The sequence below is a fragment of the bacterium genome, from assembly GCA_016700035.1.
Classification (GTDB): domain Bacteria; phylum Patescibacteriota; class Saccharimonadia; order CAILAD01.
The window spans coordinates 484044-505666 of the sequence record CP064998.1; the positions used below are offsets into that span (position 1 = coordinate 484044).

The window sequence follows — 21623 nt, forward strand, 5'->3', positions numbered from 1 at the left end:
CCTTTACCAACTACTTAAAAAAGTCCTGCAGTTTTGTTGACCTATCTATAAAGCGATGATATAATATTTCGCAAGACTATAGGTTAGGGAGGGTGAGGAAAATGTCTATTCAAGCTATGCCAGATACTACTACTATTGATGTTCGCCCTCTCGTCGAATCTCTGATCGACGAGAGTTTGCGTGTACTTAAAAAAGATCGTGATCGAGAAGTTGTGGCCAAACGTCATGGCCTAAAAAACTTCCAACCCCATACTTTGGAGCAAATCGGTAGTGAACTTGGCATTACGCGCGAAAGAGTCCGCCAGATTGAAAAAGCAGCCTTCCAAAAAATCCGCGAGCAAGGCATAGCCAGCAATGATCTCCACAGCTCGATTCTAACCTCAATTGATGGGACGGGGGGAATTATCCAGCTAGATAATCTACTCAACAAACTAGAGCTAGATTCAGCAGAACGCCCCAACGTAACCTATCTAGTCCGCATCATGCCCGATCTTGAACTAATTGAACTTAGCGACGAGCTATCTCCGGTTGTAACTATTACCGAACCGTATAATCGTCAAGCCATCCTACATCTCCATCGTCAATTGCATGATGCTACAAAATCATATGGTAAGCCTGTTAAGTTTAATAAAATTGCTGGAGCAATCGACGGACCGCACGCTCGAACTGCCCTTGAAGAGCTAGCTACTGCCTCAAAATTAGTCACCGATCTCGATGGCCAATGGGGACTGGCCAGCTGGCCAGAGGTTAATCCGCGTAGTATTCGCGATAAAACCTATCTGGTGCTAAAAAAAGCCGGTCGCCCAATGCACTTTACTGAGATTTCTGATAAAATCTCCAAGCTTGATGCCAACCCTAAGCAGGTTACCACTCAAGCCGTCCATAACGAGCTGATTAAAGATGCTCGCTTCGTACTGATTGGACGCGGTATTTACGCCCTAGCTGAATGGGGCTACCAAGCCGGAACTGTAGCTGATATTATAGAGCAAATATTACGCGAAGAAAGCCCACTCACCAGGGAAGAGATTATTAAACGAGTACTTTCGCGACGACAAGTAAAAGTTGCTACTATTGCCTTAAACCTACAGGAAAAGCCTCAATTCGAACGGGTTGGTAAGGGACTTTACAAATTACAAGATGGTTTTGTTGCCGAACCGCGCAAGCGACGTGGTCGACCGCGCAACTCTACCGCCTCATAAAAACATTTAAAACCTAGCAATATAAAAGCAGGCTACTCGAAAGTGCGGTACAATAGAACCTGATCCATGGAAGCAATATTCTCAATAATTGGCGCCGTTTTATCAATAATCGGTATTGCACTGTTTCAGTACTGGGGCTGGACTCTAATTGCTGGTTATCTTATCTGGCAAATCTGGCAAAATAAACGCAAAGTGGCATTTGTTGAAACTACCGAACATACCATGTTGCAAATTATCGTACCTAAAAATAATGATAAAAAAGAACTTTCAGCCGAACAGTTATTTGCAAGTTTACATGGTATTTTACGCCCTAAATCCGAAATTGAACGTGATGGATCTATCCAGGAACATATAAGCTTTGAGATTGTCTCTGAGCAAAATGTAATTAATTTTTACGTTTGGGTTCCTACTCACTTAAAAGACTATGTCGAAAGCCAGGTATATGCCCAGTACCCCACGGTACAGATCCTTGCCGATGTAGAGGACTATGCCAAGCGCGATATCGGCGACCAACTTAGTGTGGTAAGCGAGATTAAAACAACTAAAGACTTTATCTTCCCAATTAAAACATTTACTACCTTTGAAGTTGATCCTCTTGCTGGCATTACTACGGTGCTTGCCACCTTACAACCCAATGAACAGCTTTGGGTACAATACATGATGCGCCCCGTGGATGATTCTTGGCATGCGCGTAGCTTATCTTATGTTTCAGAGCTTAAAAATGGTAAAAAGAGTAGTATTTTTGATAATTGGCAGCAACGCCTCCTCTTATTACCACTAGAGGCAATTCTGTATTTTATCCAGGCTCTAGTAAACCCACCTCAGCCCAAGGAAAAGAAGGAAGAAAAGAAAGAGATGACGCCAGGTCAGACGACAATAGCTTCCGCTATCGAGACCAAAGCTGAAAAAATTGGCTACGAAGTAAAAATACGTGTCGTCTATATTGGCGACTCAGCCGATCTTGCCAAACAACGCCTGCAAGCCCTCTATGGTGGCTTCAAGCAGTTTAATACTATAAATCTGAATGGTCTAAGCGGTGGGGGATACGACACGACCGCAGAGAGCTTACAGGAGTACCGAGCTCGTTACTTTGAAGGCGGTGGTTTTATCTTAAACGTTGAAGAGCTTGCCAGTCTCTACCACCTACCGCACACCAGTGTTGAAACACCAAATATTGCCTGGACCACCACCAAGGTAGGGGAGCCACCAACCAATCTACCAACCCTGGCTAACACTCCACAGGAAGCGCTATCGTTAATTGGCACCACTACCTTCCGTCAAACCAATGTAAAATTTGGTATTAAAAGGGACGACCGCAAACGACACCTCTATATTATCGGAAAATCTGGCTCCGGTAAGAGCTTTGCCTTACTCCTGTTAACTCTCTCCGATATCTATCATAATCAAGGTTTTGCAATTGTCGATCCACACGGTGATTTTGCTCAAGATGCCCTAAAATATATCCCCGAACACCGTCATCAAGATGTAGTTTACTTCAACCCGTCAGATTTTGAGCACCCCATCTCATTTAACCCGATGGAAAATGCCGACCCCAATATGCGCGCCTCAATTGCCTCTGAGATTATTGGTGTTTTAAAGAAGATGTTTGCCGAATCTTGGGGGCCTCGTCTGGAGCATATCTTGCGCTTTACACTCCTAGCTCTACTTGAAACTCCTGATGCCAACCTGATGGGCATCACTCGCATGTTAACCGATAAAAACTTCCGTAAAAAAGTGGTCGACCAAATAACTGATGTTACTGTAAAAGCATTTTGGATAAATGAATTTGCTAGCTGGAATGATAAATTTGCCACCGAAGCTGTGGCGCCAATCCTTAATAAGGTTGGGGCCTTCACCGCCAACCCATTAATTCGTAATGTAATCGGACAAAAAAAATCTAGCTTTGACATTCGGCAGATAATGGATGAAGGCAAAATTCTAATTTGTGATTTATCACGCGGACGACTCGGGGAAGATAATGCTGCTACACTCGGGGCACTCCTAATTACTAAAATTCAGCTAGCCGCTATGAGCCGAGCCAACATTCCGCTTGACCAACGTCGCCCATTTTATCTCTACGTCGATGAGTTTCAGAACTTTGCTACCGACTCCTTTGCTGTCATTCTCTCTGAAGCCCGTAAGTATGGCTTGTACTTAACTGTAGCCAACCAATACGTGGCCCAGATGCAGCAAGAGGTGAGAGACGCTGTTTTTGGTAATGTTGGCTCTATGATTACCTTTAGAGTGGGGGCCGATGATGCTACTGCGCTAGCACGCTATTTTGAACCCATCTTTGAGCCAGGCGATCTAACCAACCTGTCTTTGCAAAACATCTATGTAACTATGTCGATTGATGGCGAAACAAGTATTCCATTCTCTGCTAAAACTCTCCGGGTGCCAGACCCTGAAGCGGATAATGCTCAAAAGATTATTGAGCTATCGCGCCAGCGCTTTAACAGCAATAGGGAAGAGGTGGAGCAGGTAATTGCCGAATGGAACAATATGTCAGAAAAACCGACCGAGCAGGGTGGTAGACACTCCACAGATAATCTACCAGCAGCTGAAGGAGAACCTAAGCCGGCTCACGTACAAACCCGCCCTACTCCTGCAGTGTCCGGCGCCCAGCCCAAGAACTACTCTGAAATGATGCGCCAGAATACTCAACACAAATCCAATACCAACCGTAAGCCATCTGACAAACCAGCTAATCGTAAGCGTAAACGTCGATAAATTATCAATATGAGATAAATCCATAAAATCTATGGATTTATCCTAATGCTAACTTTCGCCCATAACTAAATAGGGCATTGTCTAGTTTTATCATCATGCTTAAGACGATACCTAATATATCTTTAACTACATATTATAATGTCGCACAATGTATATTTTGCGTCGTAAATATAGGTTTAATTCAAATGTTCCTTAATAGATGCTGATTACACATTCAGTACGCTCAATATACCTTTTAAATATATTTAATGGATTAGCCACCTTTAAAAGCCCCATAGCTAAACTTCTCATTAAGGCAAAAAAATACTTAAGGAAAACCAAGCTTATAAGGTATAAACTACATCTAACACATCTGAATTTCAGGATGCGTCACACAGCACAAGCCAGCATCGCAGTAGATGATCTAACTTGTGCTATGTAGGTAGTTTTACAATGCCTGTGAAACAAACTTGTTTCACAGAAAATATTGACTTTTATTTATAATATGTTTTGCCAACTACCCTGACATCTACATATTCATTAATTGCCCTACCCGCTTTCTTGGCATCAGCTACTGTTGCTAGATAAGCCTCCAGCTGCTCCCCTGCCCCACGTTCAACTGCCATTTTAATCACCACCCCTCCCTTCACCATGGCAAGAACTTCGCGCGTCGTCTCTCCTATCGACAGGTATTCAATTGTAATATTTTTTTCATTTGCCTGGCTAAAAAGCGATCGAGTAAACTCCACAAATCTCGCATCAGCTACTTTATCGCCCTCCCTAACCTCTATCTGAGCTGTATCGACTACCCGCCCATAGCTCGTATCACTCGCCTGCGCCACCCTTAATATATGCCCATCCTCGCCTACCAACCAAAGTCTTCCGGCACTCTGCCAAACTAGAGCCGGTTGAGTTTCGTTAATATTCACTTTCACGCCTAATAATAATGTTCGGTTTATGTTCACTTTATTGATAGTGGGATGTTGATCTTCGATATAGCGAGCCAACTCACTCGGTTGGAGGAATAAGACATTGCGCTGAGTTGGAAATTCTTTTAGATAGGATTCGATATCGCTGGCTACAGTCTCCTTAGTTAATGAGTGCTTCCCTTGCAGGCTTATGCTCCGAATATTGAGCCAGCCAGAGAAGAAAATTACCCAAATAAGGCTAGTAATTAATGCCAGGAAGCCAGCTCGCCGTAAATAAACCCGCCATTTAAACGGCTGCTTGGGCGCCTCATTGGCAGAAGGCGCATAGACTACCTGGCGCGCGCCACGCTGAACCTGTCGATCTACACTCCTGGGCTGATCATTGCGGGTCATAATATTTGACCACCAATGCTTAAAATTATCTCCGCTAATCGCTCCGCTGCATCAGGCTCGGCTAGTCGATGCAAGGCCTGTCCGAGATATTTCTGGTCGCTAGCTGAATCAGCTAGATTATCGATAGTGGCACGCAGAGTAATTGGTGTGAGTTTAGACTGCTCGATCATACGTGCAGCCCCTTTTTTTAATAAATATTGAGCATTTTTAAGCTGATGACCATTGGCCGAATTAGGTAGTGGTACCAGAATAGTTGGCTTTGATAGTAATGCTAACTCCGCTAAAACATTAGCCCCACAGCGTGTCACCACAATATCCGCTAACGCGTAAGCATCGGCTAGTTCGGCTTGGAAAAAAGCCTGGGGAACATAGTGGTTACGCACCTGATCGGCTAGCTTTTGGCGACGGAACATCGCAGCATCAATTTCTCGATCGCCCGTCTGATGGATAACATTATAAGTCTCTACCAGATTATCAATTACACTAAAAACAGCCTGATTAATTGCATGGGCCCCCAATGATCCACCAATAAATAATATTGTGGGGCGTGCGCCATCTAGTCCGAAATGTCGCTGAGCCCGCACACGATTACCACCTAGAACCGCCTGTCGCACTGGGTTACCGGTAGCAACCACTCGAGCCGTCGACTTTATGTTGTGTAGACTATCGGCCGGAAAGCCAGTTGCTACCACCTGAGCATATGTAGACAGAACTCGATTTGTCATCCCCATGACAGTATCTGACTCATGAATTACCAAGGGTAGTTTTAAGCGCCGGGCCGCCAAACCAACCGGAAGACCAACATAACCACCCTTCACAAATACAACATCGGGGTTGAGCTTTCTTAGTAGTTGACGAGCATCTGACAGGCCCCTAGTCAATCGCCAGGCATCGCGCGTGTTGGCGGTGATTGTACGTACGTCTAATAGTTCCCCTGCGCCACGCCCATAACGACGTAACTTACCGCTGCGAATAGCGTGATACATCAAGCCATTCTCTTCAGCTAGTTGACGCTCCATTTCTGAACCAGATCCAATAAAGTCTATTGCAACCGGTTCTTTAGAAAGTTTTCTGAGCGCCACGCACAGGGCCAAAACCGGTGTGACGTGACCGCCGGTCCCGCCGCCCGATACGACTATCCGCATAAGACTGTTCCCTTTCTGTATAACGTGAAATATTCTGCAAAACCCCCACCCCAATCATCGTTGCAATTAGACTGGTGCCACCATAACTTATGAACGGGAGTGGAATGCCGGTTAGAGGAATAATACTAAGCATAGCCGAGATATTGACAAAAGCTTGAGTTAGAAGCCAGACGGTTAGCCCAACGGCTACCATTCGACTAAACCGATCTGGTGCCATTTTAGCAATTCTAAAACCTCGCCAGCCAATTAAAGAGAATATGGCCACCACCCCCATAGTCCCCCATAGGCCAAATTGCTCGCCAATAATTGCATAGACTGAGTCATTGGTTGCTTCCGGTAGATAGCCATAAGACTGCAAGCTATTGCCTAGCCCTCGACCAATTAAACCGCCACTACCCAAGGCAATTAGCGCCTGATTAATGTGATAATCAGCTCCAGTCACATCGTCTTTATGATTCAAGAAAGTTGAAAGTCGAGCCAAACGATACGGAAACATCACAATTGTTAGAACAGCCGCCCCGATCATTGAGCCCAAACCTGCTCCAAAAATCCACAATGGTGCGTCCGACACCAATAACACCGATAGAGCAATACTAATAATAACTATGCCTGTACCCAAATCGCGTTGCAGTACCACTACAAGTAAGAGAGTTATACCCAAGACAGCCAAAAATGGTAGTAGCCCTTTCGTAAAAGAACGTAAGCTATCGCGTCGATCCTCCAACCAGGCTGCCAAATAAAACACCAGTGAGAGCTTTAAAAACTCAGCCGGCTGAAAACTTAGGGTACCCAACTTAATCCAGCGACTCGCCCCGTTGACGTTAGCTGACAGGCCCGGCACAAATACCAACAACATTAAGACAAATGAAACGATTAACATCGGCAGCGCCCACTTACGCCAGTGGCTGTAATGAATTCGTGAGGCAATAATCCAAAACACCACACCTAGTACCACACTCACTAACTGCTTTTGAAAAAATGAATTGCGATCACTGGCTCCACCGGTAATATTAAAATTCACAATTGATCCAGTGGAATAAATTACGATCATACCAATACCAACCAGCAACAGTACTAGTAAGCCGAACAAATAATCAGGACGGTGATGCGGGCGTTCACGGACTTCTTTTAAAAGACGTGATACTTTAACCACGGGCAATTAGCCCAATCAGTAGCCCCAAACACCCCATAATTGCGCCAATTATCCAGAGGCGCATCGTAACCTTTGTCTCCGGCCAACCGATTGCCTCTAAGTGGTGATGTAGTGGTGCCGAGCGAAATATTTTTCTGCCCAATACTTTTTTAGAAAAAATTTGCACAGCACTAGACCCAGCCTCTAACACAAACACCATCCCAATAATTGGCAATACAAAGACTGAATTAGTCAACATTGCGATAACACCCAGCGTGGCACCTAGCGCAGTTGATCCAACCTGCCCCATAAAAAATCGAGCCGGATAAATATTAAACCAAGTGTAGGCCAGCATGGCGCCGACAATGGTGGCACAGAATGCGGCTAAGGCATATAGGCCAGAAAAGAATGCAATAATTGCGTATGAACCATAAGCAATGGAAAGCAATCCACCAGCCAGCCCATCCAAGCCATCAGTAATAGAGACAGATTTTGCCGTAGAAAATACTACCAAAATAAAGAGCGGTATGTATAACCAGCCGATTGAAAAATCTCCCACTGCTGGTACGTGCATCATGTTATAACCTAATTTTGTGTAAAACCACCAGGCACAAATAGCCGACAAGCTAATGAGGGCCAGGGCTTGAGTACGCGCCTTTAAGCCACCACTGCGATTAGCAAAGCCCAATATATTAGACAAATCATCAACTAAGCCCAGGGCGCCAAATAATGCCATGGCAGCCAACGGCAACCATGTCTCAGCTCGGTTCATATTAGTAGCCAACGTAATAATTGCAACCGAAATCAACACAATCGATCCGGCCATGGTTGGTATGTGACGCTTATGCTTTTCAGCATGAAGCTTTGCAAAAACCTTAGCTTTTTCACCGGTTACTGTCTGAGTGCGCTGCTTGCGCCACCACTTATACTTAAAGGCTAAGGTTGTAAAAATAGGTGTTGCCACCATAGCCAGTACAAATCCAGCAAATGCGAACCCAAGTACTGGTAAAAGAAGATTGGTCATAGAATCAAATTGCATGAGCTTACCTTTCGATCTCCCATTATAACACTAGCTCCCCTCTGGAGGCACTTGATAGTAACTAAATAATTGTTTAGCCACCTCGGCAAAAGCTGGTACTGCACTGCGCTCGGCATAAGTGTTGGTTTGTGGATAATCAACCCGAACGAGCATAATAAATTTCGGATCCCCCACCGGTGCAAATCCGATGAAACTACCAATATTTTTATTCTCCTCATAACCTTGTCCATTGGCTTTTGGTACCTGGGCTGTACCAGTCTTACCAGCAATCTTATACCCCGGCATCCGAGTAAGATATCCCGACCCACCTTCCACTACGCCAATCATCATATTTGCTACCGTGTCGGCAGTTTCCTTACTCATCACTCGATCGTTAGCAAAATTCTTATGTACTGTTTCTAGCTCACCATTGGCTAAGACCTTCTTAGCTAGGATATGTGGCTCCACTTTTACGCCACCATTAGCGATCGAAGACATAGCTGTAACCATCTGTAGGCTAGTAGTGGCAATACCCTGCCCAAATGTCATGTTGGCGTAATCAATATCAGCTGCCTTTGGATCCTTCACGCGGCCGGCCGCCTCGCCGGCAAGCTCAACGCCAGTCTTCTGCCCAAAGCCAAACTTCTGGATGCCGGCGTAAAGCATCTCCTTGCCGGCCCGAGTAATCTCATTCGGATTACCCCCCATCAGCTTTAAAATATAAACCATTCCAGTATTGATAGAATTTTTAATAACTAATGCCATATCTACCTGGCCAAATTTTTTCTTATCAGCATTGTGGATAGTATACTCACCTATCACCACTTCGCCAGTATCATTAAAACCAGTGTGCTGATCAACCTTTTTATTTTCAATACCAATCGACATAGTTAGTGGCTTGAAGCCAGAACCAGGCTCAAACTGACTAGTAATTGCACTATTTAAAAAGCTAGCATAATTATCGGGTTTTACTTGAGTGTAATGGTTCGGATCATAATCTGGCGTATTTACCATAGCCTTAATCGCTCCAGTGTGAGGATCCATGACAATAATGCTCCCACTAGCCGCCTTATTGTCGGAGACCGCTGTTTTGAGGGCTTTTTCGGCAATCCCCTGAATATAGCGATCGACCGTCAATACATACGAGGTACCATTACGTGGCTCCTCAATGACATTATCCTGAGTTGAAAGAGGCACACCCTGACTATCAGTAATCGCTTTTAACATCCCATTACGTCCAGATAGATCGGCATTTAGATACTCCTCCAAGCCATACTGCCCCTTGCCATCATTATTTACGTAGCCTGTCAAATGCCCAAATAACGCTCCTTCTGGATAAGATCGATAATCTCGATCGCGCAACACTACACCGCGTAGTCTTAGTTCGGCAATTTTCTTGGCCGTCTCCTTGTCAACTGCCTGTTTTAGCTCAACATAACGGTTTTTCCCGGTAAAAGTCAGGCTTTTCTCTAATGAAGCCTGGCCTAAGTCCAGGATTGGTGCGAGCTCGGTTGAGGCTTTGTCCGGATCTTCAATGAGCTGTGGATCGGCGTAGACATACTTAAGTGAATTATTGAGCGCAACCGGGTACAGCTCACCATTATCTTCAACGTATAGTTCGCCACGTTTTGCTGGAATCTCAAACTGGCGTGATTGCTGAGCCGAAGCTTTCTCAGCATAAAAACTGTGCTTTAAGACCTGCACCGTAACCAATCGGCCAAAAATAATCAGTACTGGCAACAAAAAGGCTGCCGCCAAAACATAGAGCCGGATATTACTCATGCCATATACAACAGTTCGTTGTCGCCCGCCTTGCAGTCTAGCCTCCTACTTATTCTTGTTCTAAAATTCTAACGCTGTGCGTAACTTACATTTTGCACTGGTGTCATAGCTTGTGCAACCTGCGAATTGCGAGTTTCACTAATTGATTGCAGGCGTGCTGCATCAATACGAAGCTGTTCTTTTTCCGCCTGTAAGGCAGTTCTTTTGGCATCGAGGGTGGATAGTCGATAATTAAGAGTTGTAGATTTGGATATCTGATTGAGATACAAAAGCGAAAGCAATACCACAAGAGCAATCAACATAAATGAAACAGATATCGGTCCAGCCTGTACGCGGGCTTCGACGCGAGTAAGATTTTGATTGCGCATTAATCGATATGTGCTTGGGTACATACTTTCTCCTTTGTTTTGGTATATTTTTGTTTTTATTTTTGTTTTTTATACACAAGTAACTACAGAAATTATTTTTTCTGCAAAATTACTTAATTACGCGAACCTTAAGTCGGGTAGCGCGTGGGCTCATATTTCGTACTGATACGGTCATTTGACCTCCTTTTTTGTGTTATTTTTTCTTTTCGACGACTCGGAGTTTTGCACTCCGGGCACGTGGATTGTAAGCAATTTCATTGTCGGCCGGAATTATTGGCCTTTTGGTAACCAAGCGAAACTGTGATTCCTGTAATGCTTGTCCTGTAATAGTATCGCATAGATCGCGCGTAATGTCACGCATTTTTTGCTTAATTATGCGATCTTCTAAAGAATGAAAGCTAATTACAGCTAAGCGCCCGCCGGGAGCCAAGGCCACCAAGGCGTAGTCGAGCATGCGCTCCAACATTACAAGTTCCTGGTTTACGACGATACGTAAGGCCTGAAAAGTCCGTGTAGCAGGATCAATTCGATGATAGCCACCTGGGAACTGAGCTCTCACCAACTCGGCCAGCTGAGTCGTGGTAGTTATTGGTCTGGTTGCACGCTCCATGATGATTGCTCGTGCAATTTGACGTGATTTTTTTTCTTCACCATAGCGCCAAATTAAATTAGCTAGATCCAGTTCGCTAATTTCAGCAATTAACTCAGCTGCTGTCTGCCCCCGGCTCTGATCCATTCGCATATCAAGGGGTGCATCATGCCGAAAAGAAAATCCCCTGGTCGCATCATCTAACTGCACACTGCTTACTCCAATATCAGCCAAAATACAATCGGGTGACGATAGCGCACTCCAATCAAGCTCGGCAAAATTGGCTCGATAAATATGCACTCGTCGATCTGCGTGAAATTTTTCATACAATGCCTGCAGGGCGGCTTGATCTTGGTCAATCAAGTAGGCCGATCCATTACTGCCAAGCTTATCTAAAACAAGCTGAGCGTGTCCGCCAAAGCCAGCCGTTAGATCAACATAGGTTTCTCCGTTGGCTGGACGCAATGCATCTAAAACCTCTCGCTGTAATACAGGAATGTGTCGCTGTGTCATGCTGTCAAGGTTACCTATTTAGCAGCCAACTGTCTATATGTGTTTTTATTTTTGAAAGTTGTGAGGTGTATTCCGCCTAAAGACGGATGTGGCAAGGACCAGTCATGTGATTAGTCCTTGTTTTGAACATTTTGTTCAAAGAGTTGAAAGTTTGTGAGGTGGAGTTTTTGAAAAACAAGAATGTACATGTCTCTATTTAGATACGCCGAGACGGTCTTTAAGCGCCGCTGACTGCCAAATAGCTAACCTGATTTTATTTTTATGTCTATTTCAAAGTTCTGATTTGAGGGCTCTCAAATCCCCTCACCCAGCTACTACTTCGCCATTAATCTGAAGTAGCGTCCGGCTCGCGTCGCAACAACATCGCGACCAATGCCGGCATAAGCCAGATGATGGGGTTCGAGTGTGATCCGACCTTGCTTAGTATCAAGCGTGGTCTCAACTCTACCAGTCCGAAACTGAACATTTAAATCGGCTATTCTCTCATCGAGAATATCACCGCGCAATGCCTGTTCCATGTCCTGATCCCAAATCTTTTTAGGATACAAGTGAAGGTACTGTCCAAAACCGCGTGTAATTACCACTTCTCGTCCAAGCTCCTTATGTAGAGCGCTTGGAATAGTTAGGCGGTTTTTGGTGTCAAGGCGTCGTTCGAAATAATCCATGGGTCCCGTTGCTTCTCCTCGTCAATGCGTCGTGTGTTTTACCCACACTTACCCACTACCATAACTATATTACCCACACTTACCCACGTCAACATATTTTAATAACTTTTTTGATGTTATCCACAAGAATCTGTATACTTATACATAACTACTATGCCAGCACACAAGAAACGCCGAAAGAAACAACAAATTACCTCGAGCTACATCCGGTCGAGTTTTTTTGGCGTAGAAGATAGTCTGGTCTCAACAACCGGCCTAATCGCTGGAATTTCTGCTGGCACTAGTGAAGTGAAGTTTATTCTCCTGGCAGGCTTCGTAGCGGTCGCTGTTGAGGCTATATCGATGGCGGCTGGCGAATTTTTATCTGAAGAAACTGAGCAAGATCTCAATCGCTCAAAGCGTCACTCCAGCCCTATTATTGGTGGAATTATTATGTTCGTGTCATATGCAGTCGCCGGGATGATTCCGATCTTGCCAATCCTGTTTTTCCCCATCGATCAGGCTATCTATGTCTCGATGATAGCCGCATTAGTCGGCCTATTTATACTTGGCCTCATTAAAGGCGCCCTAACTAAGCGACGCATTATAAGGAGTGGCATACAGGTCTTACTGGTTGGCGGTACGGCGGCAGCTATCGGATCTGCGGTTGGTATACTGTTTAAACAGTAGCTAATTTGCCCGATAAAACTTTTCGATATAAGCCGAAAGATCTTGAATTGCAATACGTTCTTGTTGCATACTATCGCGCTCACGTACAGTGACAGCCTGATCGTTGAGTGAGTCGAAGTCTACCGTCACACAGAGTGGCGTACCAATTTCATCCTGACGCCTATAGCGACGACCAATTGACTGAGTGTCATCATATTCACAGCGCCAATTTTCAGCAATATCGGCAAATATCTCTCGTGCCACCTCAGTAAGCTCTGACTTTTTGGAGAGCGGTAAAATTGCCACCTTAATAGGAGCGATGCTTGACTTCAGGTGCAACACTGTACGCACCTCACCATTCACCTCTTCTTCATCATAGGCATCAGCTAGAGCAGCAATAAATAATCGCCCCACCCCCATAGAAGACTCAATAACATTTGGCACAAACCGCTCGCCGGTCTCTTGATTAAAATAAGTTAAGTCCTTACCACTGGCCGCAATGTGCGCCTTCAAATCATGGTCTGTGCGATCATGAATACCGGCTAGCTCTTTCGAGCCATGTGGGAAGTTAAAGTAGATATCATGAGCGGCCGCCGCATAATGCGCCCTCTCATCCTCGCCATGCTCATGCCAAGCTAAACTTTTTTCCTGTAATCCAACATCTTTAATGAGAAATTCACGTGTTTTAGCGCGCCAATTCTCATATTCTTTTTCACGATCTTCGGGTGCAATAAAATATTGCATCTCCATCTGCTCCAACTCGCGTACACGAAAAATAAAATCACGTGGAGTAATCTCATTCCGAAAAGCCTTGCCGATCTGAGCAATCCCAAACGGCAGTTTAGCTCGTGTGGTCTCGCGCACCGTTTCATAATTAACATAAATACCACCAGCCGTCTCAGGGCGCAAATAAGCCTTTGTTGAATCATCAACCACTGCACCGAGGTGAGTAGTCAGCATCATATTAAATTGACGCGGTGGAGTAAAAGTATCCTTCTTACCACAATTTGGGCAAGCCTTATTCTGGAGTAGCTTTGCCAACTCTTCGAGATTAGTGGTATCAACACCGGCAATGTGATCGGCTCGAAAACGATGCTTACAGGCCTTACAATCAATCATCGGATCAACAAAACCAGCCACATGACCGCTGGCCTCCCAGAGTTTTGGATGCTGAATAATAGCGCTATCAAGCCCATAGATATTTGTCTGACGATACACAAAGGCCCGCCACCAAGCTGATTTGAGATTATTAACTAGCTCCGCCCCATACGGGCCATAATCCCAAAATCCGGCTAGCCCCCCATAAATTTCACTGGCCTGAAAAACAAAGCCCCGCCGTTTTGCAAAGCTAGTAATTTCTTCTAAATTGAGCCGTTCACGTTGACTTGCCATAATGCGCCTTATTATATCAGATTTTGACCTGATAGTGAGTAGGATTTCAGCTGATCAATACCAGTTTGCAAGCTCCAAAAGCGAGCTATGACTGATTCCAATTCCAAAAGCGATACGCTCAAACCTTTAACGCGAGCCAGATCCTCTACTGAATAATCACGACAAACTCGCCAGAGCTTAATTGCCCCCCCACTTAACTCGACCCCTCCAGAAGCTTCAAATGTACCATCTTGGAGATGTAAGCATCGCTTATCTAGATGTAGAGTTGGTGATAAGCCGTGACCCTGCAAGTTCTTTATCAACCCAGTAGTCCAAATTAGACGACGCGCTTGATCGTCTCCGACATGGTCAGCCAGGTAAGCTAAAGCCGATGACAAAAAATCATACCACTCAAGCTCCGGGCTATGTTCAGCAATGGTGCGTTCGGTAATCTCTAAAAGTCCCTGCGCCACAATTAGCGTATCGTAGTCGGTAATTATCGCCTCGTGTACAGCCAATAGGCTTGCTCCAGTTAGTACCGGTAAACTTTTAGCTTCCACGCAATTAAGCTGAACCTCCATGCCAGACTCCAACATGCCACGGAGTTTAGCTTGTGGCTTTCTAACTCCGCGAGCCACCACCGACTCACGGCCACGCTCGGCAAAAAATACTCGAATAATCCGATCTGCCTCACCAATATCGCGACGCGATAAGATTATGGCTCGTCCTTGAAAATGCCCCCTCATAAAAGTGCTAGGCTGTGGTCAATAGCTGCAACAAGATCTGCTGGAGTAGACTTCTGCTTAACTAAATATACCGAGACATTAAGTGACTGTTGCAAGCCCTGATATAGGCCAATATCAGCCGCTTCAAGTACTGTCAGCAAAATAATTGGCGTCTTATTACTGGCGGTGCGCACTCGAATATCCTTGAGGAGTTTAAGACCATTCCGGCCAGGCAAAAGTACCTCTGAGACAATAATATCAATCTCATTACAATCAAGCTTATCCATTGCCTCCGATGCCCCCGTGGCATGCACGACTTCATAGCCACCAGCCTCCAGTGTACGAGCGTATACCTGACGAAAAATCTCATCTTCATCAACTAGTAAAACTTGCTTTTTCATAACCCTATTGTATCACCCATCAGACTACTAACTTAGAGGTATTTTCATCTGTCGAATAATTTGAAAATGTAAGTATACCACCCCTGCCGCGACGACCATACGCATCATCGCAGTATCACAGCGTCGAGCCAGTAAATAACCTCGTATCGATACTAAAGACGGCTGTCGTGTAACCCGTAATAACATACTGCGACTAGATGCAATGGCCAGCTCTTCCGGTATACTATAACTCCCTCCATAACGCATCACCAGCTCATCATCACGGGGGCGAAATTCCAAAGTTAACCTCTCGGCATCTAAAAGCTCCAATAAATTTCCTATGACCCTCAGTTGTTCTTCGGCCACGCCAGCGACACGTGGTAGTCGTTTTTGTCGTTGCCAGGCTATTCCGGGTAATTCTTCCAGCCTTGCCTTTATCAGCTCCAAGTTATGGCTATATATATTCGTTTTAGTAGACGCCAAACTAGTGTCTAGGTAAAGTTCTTGGGCGACCTCTGCTAGGTATATGTAGCGCTCAGTAGCTTTCAGCACTAACCGACCATCACCAAGCTGATGTGCAGCCTTTATGGCCTCTATTCCCGACCGTAATTGAGACGAAATATAGCCAGCCATTACTCGCCTAGCGGTCTCTTGCTCACCCCTCATATATATTCCAGCTTACCTGCACTACATAATCTACAGCAAGCATAAGCAACTTTTAATGTTGGCTATGAAATAATTAGGCTATTAAGAGCATTTTTATAGGCTTCATAGAGGGTGGTATTTTCATTGTTATCTGTCTTAAAGATAATTGTCTTATCTAAGTACTTTATGAGCACCATAGTGCCAACCTTTTCGGCTCGGTCCATCTTACCGATATAGCGTATGGCATCCCGATCTGATACCTTGATTTCTTCACTCGACTCCAGTCCATTACGCTTCTCCTTCACGTCACGATCATATTTTTCACGTACCTTCGTATAGAGTTCATCGCGTACTGTAACGCGGATTGCTAGTTCTTTCGAGCTAACATCAACCTTATCGGGGTGAGCTAAGAAAATTAGCTGATCTTTGCCACTTTTAGAGGTCGAGATACTAAAGCTTTTGGGGATTCGCATCTGGAATGCGCCGAGTTCTTCAGGGGCAATATAATCACGCGTATCGCTTAGGCTAGATTTTATTGCTTCATCCTCATCCTTCTTTTTTTGCTCCTCACTACCCGCGCCATAGCCTTCGTTATACTTTTTGGAGTTCGCCATCGAAGCATTTGTATATAATATGCCGAATACGAGTGCAGCTATCAGAGCAATTGCACCCACTCCAATCGAGATATATAAAAACACCTTAGTGCGCTTATATTTATCCTCGGTGGTCTTTAGGTTATTTTGCACCTTCTGCTGTTCTGCAGCTGCCACTCCAGCACCAAAGCCAGCCGGCGCAACATTCTGAGGTGAAGGTTGCTGAGCTGGCTGCTGGTTGGGTTGTTGTGGTGTCGTTGGAGGCATTTATCTTACAAAAAACTTATGCTTAATAGTATACCCTATTTTTTCTCAACAAGCTTCTCGCCGGGGTGCCAATCAATTGGACATAGCCCACCGGTCTGCAGTGCCTTCACTACTCGCAAAGTCTCAGTTACCGAGCGGCCAACGTTTCCATCGGAAAGAACTACGTAACGAATATTTTGCTCAGGATCAATGATGAATAGCCCGCGCTCAGCCTGTCCATTTTCTTCATCCAGCACTTCATAGGCACGAGACAGTCGGTGGGCTGGATCTTCAAGCACAGCGTATTCAACATCCTTTAAATCGCGCTCAAACCATGCCTTATGGCTTTGAATGGTGTCAGTTGAAGCTGCCAGAATTTCACAATTTGCCTCCTGAAAATCCTTGTGATGCTTTTGGAAACCTTCAATTTCAGTTGGACAAACAAAGGTAAAGTCCCGCGGATAAAAGAATAACACTAGCCACTTGCCGGCATAATCTTTCAGGCTAATCTCTCGATAATCATCGTCAAGCCCCTTTTGATAGGCGCTGGCGCTAAATTCTGGTGCTGGTTTATTAAGTTGAATCATATATTACTCCTATACTTAGTTACTTTCTATGGTCTTATGTGGTAAATTTCTCAATTGCCCACTTCGGGATTCGCTCGTTTACAACCTGCCAATCAATCAGCTTCATAAATTCATCGATGTAGGCTTTGCGAGCTGTGGCGTAATCGAGAAAATAAGCATGCTCATAGACATCAAGCACCAATAGCGCTCCACTATTCCATACTCCCCCTTGATTATGGGCATCGCAAATATAATTCTCAAGCCTCTGATTGTCAAAATCCCAAGCCAACACAACCCAGCCGCGAGCTGCGAGGCCCAAGGCCGCAAAGTCGGTCGACCAAGCTTCTACACTGCCCCATTCTTGCTCAATTAACTGCTTAATTGCCCCGGAGCACTGCTGAGACTTATCAGTCATATTTTCAAAATAAGCTTCATGCAGGCGGATGGCATTTAGAGCAAAAACCTTCTCTAAATTAACTTCACGAATTTCAGCATAAGTGCCATTACTAACCGCCGGATCAACTTGGCGCGCTTGAGTAGCGAGTTCATTATATTTCTTTACATAGCCCTCATAAAGCTTATAATGTTCGGCTAGTTGTCTCGCGGTAATTCCCGGTAATTCAGTGTAGCCTAATGGCTTAGCGATTAATTCTGTCATACTACCTCCTAAAAAATTAAGGCTATTCTTCTACTCTACCAAAGCTAGTGCAATCATACAAAAAGCTATTACGGGTTGTTTTTATTGGTGCAGCTCCCTCAAAAGCAAACATGTACGATATAACCTTAGCATCCGGATTGAGCTGGCGAGCCAGCTGATTGCGCATTTTTGGCATGTGGTGGTGAATTAAATAGAGATACACTACGTCAAACTCCCCAATATCAACCGACCAAAAACTCCTTAAATAAACCTTGGCGCGCTTGCCGTAGCGCAATAAGCGCAAGCGAGCAATTAGCCAAAGTAGCGGATTCACTTCAAAACCAACTACTTCTGCTCCGCGTCGAGCGGCGGCTGCTAAAACCTTACCATCGCCACAGCCTAGATCGACAAATTTCGTGCCTCGCTTTACTCCTGCCAACTTAAATAGCTCATCCAAGTCTTGGCTAAAAGCCGGAACCCAAGGAGCACCCAAAAACGCTCCAATACCGAAGCTCAAAATAATCACCGATGCAATAAGCCAAAGCCAATTCACTATCTAAGTCTAGGCTTCCCCATGTTCTAAGGCTTCAGCCGCATCAGCCTCTTCTTTGGTCTTGTGAATAGTACCTGGAGCATGTTCGGCTGGACTATAAAGTGAGTATACTTTTAGATCCGAATCACCAATGTTCTTAATATTATGCCAGGTACCAGCCGGAATTAGCACTGCAGTATCTGGTTGCAATTCGGCCGTATCACTCACCTCTTCCTTAGATGGACCAGTAACAAGTGTTGCAGCCCCAGCTTCGACACGCAAAAACTGATCAACATCACCATGCACCTCTAGGCCTATCTCGCTACCAACCGGAATAGACATCACAGTTAGCTGCGTATACTCGCCCGTCCATAATGTCGTCCGAAAATTTGTGTTATTTTTAGTCTCTGCCTCCATATCTAGAACAAACACTTTTCTATCATTTTCAGTCATAATACTTCTCCCATTACCTACCTTTATTATAGCGCGAAACGCCTACAGTTTCTATCTGTTATCTGGTATAATAATGACCATTCGTCTATAGGGGTGTAGCTCAGCTGGCTAGAGCGTCGGTCTCCAAAACCGAAGGCCGCGGGTTCGATTCCTGCCACCCCTGCCAAGCAGAACAGTTCAAAAAAATAACAGATAGAAAAAGTTCTATTTCCTATTGCTTGAATATGTTTTTGTGCAATTCTCCTGCATTTACTCTGATAAAAAGTTCGATTCCCGTTTGTCCTCCACTTGTACAATCGAACTTTTTCATAGAATTAATTAGTATTGCTGAAGCAGTTAGACCTTACGTTGTAGCGGAATGAGATTTTAGAGTACAGTTTTTCGCAGTAACTGGGCGTTTAGCGCAACTATTACAGTAGAAGCAGACATGAGTACTGCGCCTACTGCTGGTGACAGTACAATCCCGGCCCCAAATAGTACACCCGCAGCTAGTGGAATTGCGAAAATGTTATAGCCAGTAGCCCAGCCAAGATTTTGGAACATTTTACGGTACGTAGCTTTGGATAGCTTTATTACTTTAACTACATCTTGAGGATTACTGTTGACCAGGATAATATCTGCCGACTTAATGGCTACATCAGTGCCCGCCCCAATAGCGATACCTATGTCGGCTTGTGTGAGTGCTGGTGCATCATTTATGCCATCTCCAACCATCGCGACCTTATTACTATTCTTCTGAAGTGCTTTTACTTTCGCAGATTTATCTTCAGGACGCACTTCAGCAAAATATTGATCTAATCCAAGTTGTTTTGATACATAGGACGCTACTTCTTCAGAGTCGCCCGTTATCATGGCCGTCTTTATGCCCATTTCCTTAAGCGTAGCGATGGTCTGCTTTGATTCATCGCGAACTATGTCAGCTAAGCCTAACGCACCGATAACCTGTTCGTTGGTAATCAAATACACTTCCGTCTTGCCCTCTCTCGCAGCTTTTTTTACTGCTTTGGCGATATCCGCAGGAACACTAAGCTTGTTTTCTTCTATATACCGGTAACTGGCAGCTATATACACTTCGCTACCGTGCAATGTGCCTTGTACACCTAAACCTGGCAGAGCTTTAAAGTCAGTGACCTTATCAAGGTGAACATGTTCTCCTTCTGCTTTTCGTACAATGCCCTTACCTACAATATGCTCACTATTCTGTTCAAGACTTGCGGTTAAATGTAAAACATCTTCTTTGCTATGTCCTTTTGTAGCCCATATATCGGTAACGCCGTGTTCACCTTTTGTCAATGTTCCTGTTTTATCAAAAAGTACCCAATCTAGTTTTCGAGCTGATTCGAGGGCTAATCTTTTGCGAACCAGTAAGCCGTTTTTGGCCGATAACGCAGTCGATATTGAAACAACTAAGGGTATAGCCAAGCCTAGTGCATGAGGACAAGCAATAATCAGAACCGTAACTGACCGTTCTAAGGCAAAACCCGCGTCTTTTGCAATTAGCCAATAAATAAACGTGGTTATGGCGGTAATTATTGCAATGAAAGTTAGATAAAATGCTGCCTTGTCTGCAAGAACCTGAACATTAGACTTTGAGGTTTGTGCTTCGGCAACAAGACGCATGATCCCAGCTAAAGCTGTGTCGTCCCCGATTTTTGTAACCCGTACAGTGATTGAACCGTCTTGGTTGACAGTTCCCGCAACAACGCCATCATTTGAGGCTTTAGCTACAGGCTTTGATTCTCCGGTTATAGCAGCTTCATCTATCGACGTCGTTCCATTAGTAATAACTCCGTCAATTGGTATTCTTGTCCCTGGCCTGACTAATACAAGATCTCCCACGCTCAGTTCGCTTACTAATACTTCCATGGGCTTGCCTTTGACTAACTTTTCGGCTTTGTCGGGAAGCAACTTAGATATAGCGTCAAGGGCGTTTTCAGCTTTAGCAACTGATGCCATTTCCAGCCAATGCCCTAGTAACATGATAGTTACTAGGGTTGCTAGCTCCCAGAAGAAGCCATCGCCCTCTATGAAGAACTGTGTTGCAATGCTATAGGCATACGCAGTAATGATTGCCAGGCTGATAAGAGTCATCATGCCTGGCAATTTTGCTTTTAACTCGCCCCACGCACTACGAATGAACACCAAACCACCATAAAAGAAGATGATGGTACTAAACACGAATGGCACATATTGTGAGCCAGGAAATGCTGGCGGCGTGAAGTTCAGCCAATGCTGTATCATCTCGCTATATGCGAGTACAGGTATGGTTAAAATTAAGGACAACCAAAACTTATCCTTAAACATTGTCACAGAATGTCCTGCGTGCTTGTCGTGCTCTTGGTGCTCACTGTTATCGTGATGGTGTTCGTGGTGTGAGTGATCCAT

General features: G+C 44.7%; 21 protein-coding genes and 1 tRNA gene. 4 read left to right on the plus strand and 18 right to left on the minus strand.

Annotated elements, in window-relative coordinates; translation table 11 throughout:
• The first annotated feature begins 101 nt into the window (after positions 1-101).
• Positions 102-1199 (plus strand): hypothetical protein, encoded by a 1098-nt coding sequence (locus IPM44_02290; protein QQS26537.1) that lies wholly within the window; start codon positions 102-104, stop codon positions 1197-1199.
• 66 nt (positions 1200-1265) lie between these two features.
• A complete protein-coding gene (locus IPM44_02295) occupies positions 1266-3929 on the plus strand; it encodes a type IV secretory system conjugative DNA transfer family protein (protein ID QQS26538.1) in 2664 nt (887 codons plus the stop codon).
• A gap of 473 nt (positions 3930-4402) precedes the next feature.
• On the opposite strand, the gene IPM44_02300 is transcribed toward IPM44_02295, so the two are convergent.
• The 8 genes from IPM44_02300 to IPM44_02335 form a co-directional block, all read right to left on the minus strand.
• Positions 4403-5230 (minus strand): hypothetical protein, encoded by an 828-nt coding sequence (locus tag IPM44_02300; protein QQS26539.1) that lies wholly within the window; start codon positions 5228-5230, stop codon positions 4403-4405.
• Positions 5227-6375: an undecaprenyldiphospho-muramoylpentapeptide beta-N-acetylglucosaminyltransferase gene (gene murG / locus IPM44_02305; GenBank protein QQS26540.1), complete on the minus strand. Its 1149-nt coding sequence runs from the start codon at positions 6373-6375 to the stop codon at positions 5227-5229. The genes IPM44_02300 and murG overlap by 4 nt, the downstream gene beginning before the upstream one ends.
• Positions 6290-7528 carry a putative lipid II flippase FtsW gene (gene ftsW / locus IPM44_02310; GenBank protein ID QQS26541.1) on the minus strand — a complete coding sequence of 413 codons (1239 nt, stop codon included), beginning with the start codon at positions 7526-7528 and terminating at the stop codon, positions 6290-6292. Before ftsW ends, murG begins: the two co-directional genes overlap by 86 nt.
• Positions 7521-8546: a phospho-N-acetylmuramoyl-pentapeptide-transferase gene (gene mraY / locus IPM44_02315; GenBank protein ID QQS26542.1), complete on the minus strand. Its 1026-nt coding sequence runs from the start codon at positions 8544-8546 to the stop codon at positions 7521-7523. The genes ftsW and mraY overlap by 8 nt, the downstream gene beginning before the upstream one ends.
• A 30-nt stretch (positions 8547-8576) precedes the next feature.
• The gene (locus tag IPM44_02320; GenBank protein QQS26543.1) at positions 8577-10307 is read right to left on the minus strand and encodes a penicillin-binding protein 2; all 1731 of its coding nucleotides are present in this window, start codon (positions 10305-10307) and stop codon (positions 8577-8579) included.
• 68 nt (positions 10308-10375) lie between these two features.
• The gene (locus IPM44_02325; protein ID QQS26544.1) at positions 10376-10699 is read right to left on the minus strand and encodes a hypothetical protein; all 324 of its coding nucleotides are present in this window, start codon (positions 10697-10699) and stop codon (positions 10376-10378) included.
• A gap of 169 nt (positions 10700-10868) precedes the next feature.
• A complete protein-coding gene (gene rsmH / locus IPM44_02330; protein QQS26545.1) occupies positions 10869-11777 on the minus strand; it encodes a 16S rRNA (cytosine(1402)-N(4))-methyltransferase RsmH in 909 nt (302 codons plus the stop codon).
• A gap of 314 nt (positions 11778-12091) precedes the next feature.
• Entirely contained in the window at positions 12092-12442 is a 351-nt protein-coding gene (locus IPM44_02335; protein QQS26546.1) for a cell division/cell wall cluster transcriptional repressor MraZ, read from the minus strand.
• A gap of 153 nt (positions 12443-12595) precedes the next feature.
• On the opposite strand from IPM44_02335, the gene IPM44_02340 reads away from it, so the two are divergent.
• On the plus strand, positions 12596-13111 hold the full coding sequence (locus IPM44_02340) for a VIT1/CCC1 transporter family protein (protein QQS26547.1): 516 nt from the start codon (positions 12596-12598) through the stop codon (positions 13109-13111).
• On the opposite strand, the gene IPM44_02345 is transcribed toward IPM44_02340, so the two are convergent.
• The 9 genes from IPM44_02345 to IPM44_02385 all read right to left on the minus strand — a co-directional run bounded on the left by IPM44_02345 (position 13112) and on the right by IPM44_02385 (position 19238).
• Positions 13112-14482 (minus strand): glycine--tRNA ligase, encoded by a 1371-nt coding sequence (locus IPM44_02345; protein ID QQS26548.1) that lies wholly within the window; start codon positions 14480-14482, stop codon positions 13112-13114.
• A gap of 11 nt (positions 14483-14493) precedes the next feature.
• A complete protein-coding gene (recO, locus tag IPM44_02350) occupies positions 14494-15207 on the minus strand; it encodes a DNA repair protein RecO (GenBank protein QQS26549.1) in 714 nt (237 codons plus the stop codon).
• Positions 15204-15587 carry a response regulator gene (locus IPM44_02355; GenBank protein QQS26550.1) on the minus strand — a complete coding sequence of 128 codons (384 nt, stop codon included), beginning with the start codon at positions 15585-15587 and terminating at the stop codon, positions 15204-15206. Before IPM44_02355 ends, recO begins: the two co-directional genes overlap by 4 nt.
• A gap of 27 nt (positions 15588-15614) precedes the next feature.
• Complete coding sequence (locus IPM44_02360) at positions 15615-16232, minus strand: hypothetical protein (GenBank protein ID QQS26551.1); 618 nt, start codon at positions 16230-16232, stop codon at positions 15615-15617.
• Between the two features lie 62 nt (positions 16233-16294).
• Positions 16295-17071, minus strand: a complete 777-nt coding sequence (locus tag IPM44_02365) for a hypothetical protein (GenBank protein QQS26552.1) — start codon at positions 17069-17071, stop codon at positions 16295-16297.
• A gap of 35 nt (positions 17072-17106) precedes the next feature.
• On the minus strand, positions 17107-17637 hold the full coding sequence (locus IPM44_02370; GenBank protein ID QQS26553.1) for a peroxiredoxin: 531 nt from the start codon (positions 17635-17637) through the stop codon (positions 17107-17109).
• 34 nt (positions 17638-17671) lie between these two features.
• The gene (locus tag IPM44_02375) at positions 17672-18274 is read right to left on the minus strand and encodes a superoxide dismutase (GenBank protein QQS26554.1); all 603 of its coding nucleotides are present in this window, start codon (positions 18272-18274) and stop codon (positions 17672-17674) included.
• A 22-nt stretch (positions 18275-18296) separates the two neighbouring features.
• Entirely contained in the window at positions 18297-18806 is a 510-nt protein-coding gene (locus tag IPM44_02380) for a class I SAM-dependent methyltransferase (GenBank protein QQS26555.1), read from the minus strand.
• Between the two features lie 9 nt (positions 18807-18815).
• On the minus strand, positions 18816-19238 hold the full coding sequence (locus tag IPM44_02385) for a cupin domain-containing protein (GenBank protein QQS26556.1): 423 nt from the start codon (positions 19236-19238) through the stop codon (positions 18816-18818).
• Between the two features lie 89 nt (positions 19239-19327).
• Here IPM44_02385 and IPM44_02390 point away from each other — a divergent pair.
• Positions 19328-19404 (plus strand) — tRNA-Trp (locus IPM44_02390).
• A 200-nt stretch (positions 19405-19604) separates the two neighbouring features.
• Here the strand turns inward: IPM44_02390 and IPM44_02395 are convergent.
• A complete protein-coding gene (locus tag IPM44_02395) occupies positions 19605-21623 on the minus strand; it encodes a heavy metal translocating P-type ATPase (GenBank protein ID QQS26557.1) in 2019 nt (672 codons plus the stop codon).